Source organism: Roseovarius sp. MMSF_3359 (genome assembly GCF_030733385.1).
In the GTDB taxonomy this organism is placed as follows: Bacteria; Pseudomonadota; Alphaproteobacteria; order Rhodobacterales; family Rhodobacteraceae; genus Roseovarius.
The window spans coordinates 275151-282381 of sequence record NZ_JASHJC010000006.1; the positions used below are offsets into that span (position 1 = coordinate 275151).

6 protein-coding genes are annotated in these 7231 nt (G+C 57.0%); 2 read left to right on the forward strand and 4 right to left on the reverse strand.

Translation table 11 applies throughout. The features are described 5' to 3' along the window. Positions 1-139 precede the first annotated feature (139 nt). Positions 140-535: a DM13 domain-containing protein gene (locus RBB29_RS11405; RefSeq protein ID WP_306114132.1), complete on the forward strand. Its 396-nt coding sequence runs from the start codon at positions 140-142 to the stop codon at positions 533-535. 110 nt (positions 536-645) lie between these two features. Here RBB29_RS11405 and RBB29_RS11410 read toward each other — a convergent pair whose 3' ends face one another. The 3 genes from RBB29_RS11410 to RBB29_RS11420 all read right to left on the reverse strand — a co-directional run bounded on the left by RBB29_RS11410 (position 646) and on the right by RBB29_RS11420 (position 2850). Beyond that, on the reverse strand, positions 646-1086 hold the full coding sequence (locus RBB29_RS11410) for a hypothetical protein (RefSeq protein ID WP_306121149.1): 441 nt from the start codon (positions 1084-1086) through the stop codon (positions 646-648). Between the two features lie 3 nt (positions 1087-1089). Beyond that, positions 1090-1638, reverse strand: coding sequence for an ATP-dependent protease subunit HslV (gene hslV / locus RBB29_RS11415; protein WP_306114130.1), 549 nt, complete (start codon positions 1636-1638; stop codon positions 1090-1092). A gap of 63 nt (positions 1639-1701) precedes the next feature. After that, positions 1702-2850 carry an amidohydrolase gene (locus tag RBB29_RS11420; RefSeq protein WP_306114129.1) on the reverse strand — a complete coding sequence of 383 codons (1149 nt, stop codon included), beginning with the start codon at positions 2848-2850 and terminating at the stop codon, positions 1702-1704. Between the two features lie 896 nt (positions 2851-3746). Here RBB29_RS11420 and xrtD point away from each other — a divergent pair. Next, positions 3747-5348 carry a VPLPA-CTERM-specific exosortase XrtD gene (gene xrtD / locus RBB29_RS11425; RefSeq protein ID WP_306114128.1) on the forward strand — a complete coding sequence of 534 codons (1602 nt, stop codon included), beginning with the start codon at positions 3747-3749 and terminating at the stop codon, positions 5346-5348. Between the two features lie 458 nt (positions 5349-5806). Here the strand turns inward: xrtD and RBB29_RS11430 are convergent. Continuing rightward, positions 5807-7231, reverse strand: a 1425-nt coding sequence (locus RBB29_RS11430) for an Ig-like domain-containing protein (protein ID WP_306114127.1), incomplete at its 5' end; no start/stop codon positions are given.

Here is a 7231-nt window from a genome sequence, read left to right on the forward strand (position 1 = left end):
GGCGGAACCTAAGCATGGCAGGCGAAAACGCAAGCGTTGACTAATCTTCACGCCCGGTGAGAAGCGCGTGATACCCCATTTCAGTTTCGATTTCTCAGGTTAGGTTGCTGCGTGAGATTTCAGACCCGAGGAACAGACCATGCAGAACCGCAGACAATTCATCATCTCGACCCTTTCCGCCAGCGCCGCGATCACGCTCGCTGGGCATCCCACCCTGGCCGGTGGCCATGGCCGTATCGGCACCTTCACCGGCAAGAGCAGCCACGTCACCAAGGGCCGTGCCGAGTTCGTCGTGCATGGCGACAAGGCCGAAGTGATCCTTCTGGACGATTTTGATTTCGACGGCGCGCCGGACCCGAAAGTGGCGCTGGGCAAGGATGGCTACAAGAGCTCTCTTCTGATTGGCAAGCTGAAGAAGAACAAGGGCAAGCAAACCTACCAGGTCCCCGCCGGGTTGGACATCGAAGGTGTCAACGAGGTCTGGATCTGGTGCGAGAAATTCAACGTGCCGCTGGGCGTCGCGAAACTGAACTAGGCTTCCCTCCCAATTAGGAAGCTCTACAGGTGTTTCGCGCCGTTGTTCCCCTCATCCACCGCGAGACACCGAAACCGGGGGCTGGTTGTCATTAACGACCGGCCTCCAATTCATTTTCGGATCGGTGGCAGGTCGGCTTCCGTCTTGGCCAATCCGGTGTGCAGCGCGACGGTATCAAGCGCCTCTTTCAGCACCCCCTGAAGGTTGTCCTGGCATTCGTCAACGAGCTTCGAGACGAATTGCTCCACTACCTCCGCAACAGCACTTTCGTCGAAATTCGAAAGATAGGCGCGTAGGGCGATGTTCATTGGGGCATTTGCGTAGATCTCCCGCGCCTTCTCCAAATCTTCCTCGGTGCTGGGTACGCTGGGGAGATCCGCGTTCAGAAGATATTCGGTATTGCTGTCAAACATCTCGTCGCAGGTCATGTAAAGCTGCGTCGTGAAAGGGTCGGCATGGGGCGCGCTTGGCACCACCAGCGCCAGGACAAACACGGCAAACAAACCGGCAGGAACGCAGGTTTCAACCATGCTTCGGCGAAAACCGCCCATGGCTCAGATCTTCTCGACCGTCAGATTGCCATTGGTATAGACGCAGATATCCGCGGCGATGGCCATGGCCGCGCGGGCGATCTCTTCGGCGGATTTGTCGCTGTCCATCATGCCGCGCGCGGCGGCCAGGGCATAGTTCCCGCCCGATCCGATGGCGGTCACGTCATGTTCCGGCTCCAGCACGTCACCAGCGCCGGTAATGACATAAAGCTCCTTGCCGTCCGTCACGATCAGCATCGCTTCGAGCTTCTGCAGGTATTTGTCGGTGCGCCAGTCCTTTGCCAGCTCGACACTTGCGCGTTGCAACTGCCCCGGTGTCGCTTCGAGCTTGGCCTCCAGCCGCTCCAACAGGGTGAAGGCATCGGCGGTTGATCCGGCAAACCCGGCGATGATATCGGTACCGCCGGGCGACAGCCTGCGGACCTTGCGGGCGGTGCCCTTGATGACGGTCTGGCCCAGGCTGACCTGTCCGTCACCGGCGATTACGACCTCGCCGCCCTTCTTGACGCCGATAATCGTGGTGCCGTGCCATCCGGGGAATTCGTTGCTCATGGGGCCTCCGATCTCTTGTTGAGACCCTATATGGAAGGGGATTTGTGCGGACGCAAGAGCGGGTTAACCCAGCAGGTCGCGCGTTACCGCTTCGAAAATCCGAACGCCGGCGGGGATCAGATCATCGGGAAAATCATAGTGCGGATTGTGCAGGGGCGGTTGATCGACGCCCGCCCCGAGAAACAGCATCGCGGATTTTGCAACCGCGCCGAACCGGCCGAAATCTTCGGAGGGGCGCCAGGGGAGCGCGGTGTCGTCGCGGGAAATCCCGGCCCTGTCCAGTGCCGTAGCAAGGATGTCGGTGGCCACCGGATCGTTTTCGCAGTGACGGAAGATATCGTGATAGCGGTGGTCGATTTCCAACCCGTGGTCTTGTGCCGCCTGCCCCGTCAACGCGATTGCCTGATCGCAAAGTGCTTTCATCCGGTCATCGGTCAGGGTGCGCAGCGTCGCAAAAAGCGTCGCATTGCCGGGTGCGATGCCAAAGGCGGGCGCCCCCATGTTGGCGTGTGTGACAGTGACAAGCGAGAAACCCGCATCGTCTGTATCGCCGTGGGACAAATTGGTCAGCGCAGGCATCAGGTCAGAGATCGCAGCCATGGGTGACACGCCCGTCTCGGGCTGCGACGCATGGGCCGATGTGCCGGTCAGGGTCACCTCAAGCCCGCGGGACGCGCAACAGACCGGGCCGGATTTCAACGCTGCGGTACCAAGTGGGATGCCCGGCAGATTGTGCAACGCAAAGGCGAAGTCGGGGGTCAGAGCCTCGAACCGGGGATCTGCCAGGACCGCCGCGGCCCCTGCGCCGGTTTCTTCTGCGGGCTGGAAGAGCAGGATAACACGCCCGCAGGCGGGGCGGCATCGAGAGAGGCATGTTGCGAGGCCCATCATGATCGCCATATGGCCATCATGGCCGCAAAGATGTGCAACACCTTCGCTCCGGGACCTGTGCGCTGCATCACTGATCTGCTGTATCGGCAAGGCGTCGAGTTCGCAGCGAAAGAGGATTGTTGACCCGGGCGAAGGGCCGCCGAAGCAAGCGGCCAGCCCGTGTCCGCCCAATCCGGTCACTACCTGGTCAGGCGATAGCGCGCTCAAGGCATCCCGGACCATCTTGGCCGTTTGCTCTTCATTGCCCGATACTTCGGGGCTTTGGTGAAGCGTTCGGCGAAACGATGTCAACGCGGCGATGTCGGAAGTCGAAAGATCCATGTGACGTCTAATATGGAGTGGGCAGCGCATTGGCAATCTGCGGGCTTGGGCGGAAACCTGTCATCGGACCACACGCGGAGGGCGATTCGCGCCAAAATGCGATGGGCGGATTTCTGCGCAAGGATACTTGCCAGCCAAATACCCGTTATACGTGTTCAAAATGCAACTACAGGCGGCAGTTTGCAAAAAATCTGCAAAAGAAATGTCAAAGTACTTTTTCGCGGAGCAAAAATGTGGCAAGAATATGCCGATTAGTAGGTGAATGTGTGTTTGACCTGGTCTGGGGCGGTGATCTTTAAGTCTGCCGAGCTGTGTTTTGATCCGGGTTTAGTGGCCTTATTGGGGTCGGGCGCGAATACTAGCCCTGTTGGCGAGTTGAAGGGTACGAAATACCAAGGGCGTCCCAATCGGGCGCCCTTATTCTTTGCAACGCCTGAAGCGGTTTTCTGACGCTTCGATCATGATCGTTTCCCCTAGTCGCGTGATCGCGGACCCGTGGCCCAGATTGTCCGCCTGCCAGGGCGTAATCATTGCCAAAACGCGAATCTGCGGCGCGCCTTAACCAAGTTCCGGTGAAATGACCTCACGAGAACCAGTATATTTCCATCCGGGTAACAATTACGCGCAGTATGGCTCGGCGCAGCGGTTGTCGCCCAGAGCCTTGGTAAAATACTGATTATAAACAAGATAAATTGTACAGTTCCAAAATGGCAAGTCAAAATCAGAGTTGGCAACTGGTAACACCCTCGTGTTCATGCCGTGAGCCTTTAGTTTACCGTGGAATTTCCACCCCGAAATAGCTAATATCTGCGCCTGAACCTGCCTGTCGAAAAACTTGCTTTCTGAAATTGTAGGCAAATCTGTTTGTAACCTAGTTATGGGGCCCGAGCCAATTTATGAGCCTTACCAGTCATCACACCCCCGCCGTATCTTCGACTAAAGGATATTTCCATCTGGGCATCTTCTGGCTGATTGTCGCGACAGTCTCAGCCGGCGTGTTCTTTTGGGATGGCATTGCCGAGCTTCTCGAAGCTTGGCAGCTACCGGAATATAGCCATGGCCCCTTGATTCCGATCCTGTCGGCGCTGCTCTTCCTGCGACAGCTCAAAACCGTTCCGGTGAATGACGGGCCGGTTGCCGATCGCTGGCCCGGTGTTGTTCTGCTGTTGATCGCGGTGGCGCTGGGCCTCGCGGGCAACATGATCGAGATCCCGGACATCGTTGCCTATGCGCTGATCCTATGGGTTGGTGCGATCCTGCTCATCAGCTTTGGATGGAACACGGGGAAACACTTTTGGCCGCCGGTCGTTCACCTCGTCTATATGCTGCCGCTTCCCGGTGCGCTTTACTACGGTGTGTCGACCTACCTGCAGGGCATTTCTTCGGAACTCGGGGTCTATTTCCTGCAATTGCTGCGGGTGCCGGTTTTCCTCGAAGGCAACATCATCGATCTTGGTGTCTACAAACTGCAGGTGGCCGAGGCCTGTTCCGGCCTGCGCTATCTCTTCCCGATCCTCAGCTTCTCGTACATCTTTGCGGTGCTTTACCGTGGGCCGATGTGGCACAAGGCGATCCTTCTGATCTCGGCCGCGCCGATCACGATCTTCATGAATTCGGTCCGCATCGCGATTGCTGGTGTGATCGTCAACAATTTCGGTCTGAGCCACCTCGAAGGGTTCTCGCATTTCTTCGAAGGCTGGGTGATCTTCATCAGCTGCATCTTGATCCTGTTCGCCCTCGCCTGGGTGATGGTCAAGCTGCGCCGTGACAACATCGGCCTAATCCAAGCGCTGGATCTGGACACCGAAGGCCTCGGCACACAGGCGAAACGGATCTTTCTTGTCCGTCCGTCGCGCGCCTTGATCTCGGCGGCAGTGATCGTCGCCGCCTTGGCCGCGGTCTGGTTCTCGACGCCGAAGCGCGAGGCGGTACAAATCGACCGCGATCCGTTCGTTCTGTTCCCGGTGACGGTTGGCGATTGGAAATCAGGGCCGCAGTATTCGCTTGATCCCGCGATCGAGCGGGTGTTGCGGGCGGATGACTATCTTTCGCTTCGCCTCAACCGGCCGTCGGCGATCGAAGAGGTCGAACTCTTCATCGCCTGGTACAAAGATCAAAGCCAAGGTGGCGTGCATTCCCCCGAAGTGTGCCTTCCTGGAGCAGGTTGGGAGATTGCCAAGCTCGAACAGATCGAGGCGACCCCGCCTGCCGGATTTGGCGAAACCTTTGACCTCAACCGGGCGGTGATCCAGAAGGGGGTCAATCGGATGCTGGTCTATTACTGGTATGAGCAGCAGGGGCAGCGCACCGCCTCGATGTTCAACGCCAAACTGCAACTGATGCAGGGCAAGCTCACCAATGGCCGTAATGACAGTGCCATCGTGCGCCTGACCACGGACATGCTTCCAGGCGAATCCATTGCCGAAGCGGAACTGCGCCTCAAGGATAGTCTGGATAGCGTGTTGACCAAGTTGCCACGGTTCATCCCTGGTCTCTGATCAACCTTGGAGAGTAGAGAAAGGCGCAAACCAAAAATCGGTTTGCGCCTTGTCATGAGGGCTGGTTGCAATTTTTGCCGCGATGACGACCAGGCACAGCAACCAGAATAAGCTGTTCAGCACAGCTGATGCTGGACCGACCCCCCGGGGCTCTCAAGTTGATATGGTCGTCTTCGATGGCCGCTCAATTCGATCGACCGCAAGTATTGTCGGTCGATTGCATAGTAGCCGAGATTATCCCCGCTCGTCACAGAGTAACCGTTGGTTTGAACCAAACCAACTCAGACCCAGAAGCGCAACCGTCGCACCAAGAGTGGCATCGCTCCCGTAGTACCGTTGATACGTTTACGGATGAAGGTACCCGATCAAGGATCGTGCACGTTCTCGACGAGTAACAATGCAAAACGCCGCCCCAATCGGGGCGGCGCTTGGTTCTTTTTCAAGATCTGTCTGAAAGATCAGACCATGTCGAACACGTCCACCGAAACTGTGGCACGGGTGAAGTGGCCGTTGCCATCCGTTGTCCAGTAATCGAACGTGTCTGTACCCTCATAGCCGTCAAATGGCGTGTAAATGAAGGTCCCGTCGTCCTGGAACACCAGATCTCCTTTATACGGATTGGTGAACCCGTCGATCGATAGAACATCGCCATCGGGGTCGGCGTCATTGGCCAGCACGTCGATCATGATGCTCGATTCGTTGTTGACCGACACATGATCGTCCTCGGCATCGGGTGCGAGACTGTTGAGGTCGATCAGCCCGTTCGAACTCACGCCTAGACGTTGCAGCCGGTCATCCGAAATGTCGAGGGTGATGACATGCGCAATCTTGAGCAATTCACCCGTTGCGCGATCAGCGATCAGGTCTTCGAGCAGCATGATGTTCCGACCATCGTCGGTTTCATAATACCCGTCCGCCAGAAGGATCGTCAGGATATTTTTGGTGAAGCTGATATCCTGAACATCGGATCCAAACTGCCGATCCCGGCTGCCAATCGAATCCGTCTTGGTCCCATCGAAGGTTATACCTTCGTTGAGGCTGATCGTGGTGTCGCCGGTCATCTGGAACTGCAACCGGCCCTCAACCAGATCGTCAGAAGACAGGATTGTATGCCAGTTCTTGTTGAAGCCTTCGATTTCGATGTCGTTGCCGCTGGCATCAACATCGATCAGAACATGATCAATATCGTCACCGCTCCAGGCATTCTTGATCCGCTGGTCCAAATCGAGACCAGTCTGGAAGTTTGTCACCTTGAGACCGTTGAGCACCAGATCAAACACGTGCGGCCCAAATTCGAACCCGGTTCCCGCCTTGGAGATCAACTGATCGCTGTCTGTGCCGATCAGGTCGAAATTCTTCAGCGTGTAGTGGGACGTATAGGTCAGCTGCACACCTTCGGTTGTTTCCCAGTTCACGAAGCCGTCCATCACGGTGCGCACATCGTGATTCTGCTCGATCTGACGTTTTACGACGATGAGCCCGACTTGCGTACCGAAGGCTTCATTGTCGCTGAAACCTTGGATCGGCACTTGATCGTTGCTTCGCGCAGTCTCGGAGCCATAGAAGGCGCCGGGTTGATCCGTATGATCGGCAACAGGATTTTCCGACGCAGTCCGGGTCATCCAGACAAACCCATGGGTCGTGTTCGCAGCGATATTCTCGCTGGCCTCGACCATCCGGCCACTGAAGAAGAAACCATCGCCGGTGCGGCCGACATCGTCGCGGTTGACGTCTTCGCCCGATTTGGTTTGGGCATGACCGTACCCGATACCTTCGGTCTTGATCGCCACGTTCCGCCACCATATCCCGGTTTCATCGCCATCTTCGGCAACAAAGGCTGCACCAAAGACGTCGAAGGCCACGTTGTCGACAAAGTTCGCATG

Excerpts from the sequence above, each read along its gene's own strand:
- RBB29_RS11410 (WP_306121149.1), bottom strand. The coding sequence starts at position 1,086 with ATGGGCGGTTTTCGCCGAAGCATGGTTGAAACCTGCGTTCCTGCCGGT.
- RBB29_RS11405 (WP_306114132.1), top strand. The coding sequence starts at position 140 with ATGCAGAACCGCAGACAATTCATCATCTCGACCCTTTCCGCCAGCGCC.
- xrtD (WP_306114128.1), top strand. The coding sequence starts at position 3,747 with ATGAGCCTTACCAGTCATCACACCCCCGCCGTATCTTCGACTAAAGGA.
- hslV (WP_306114130.1), bottom strand. The coding sequence starts at position 1,638 with ATGAGCAACGAATTCCCCGGATGGCACGGCACCACGATTATCGGCGTC.
- RBB29_RS11420 (WP_306114129.1), bottom strand. The coding sequence starts at position 2,850 with ATGGATCTTTCGACTTCCGACATCGCCGCGTTGACATCGTTTCGCCGA.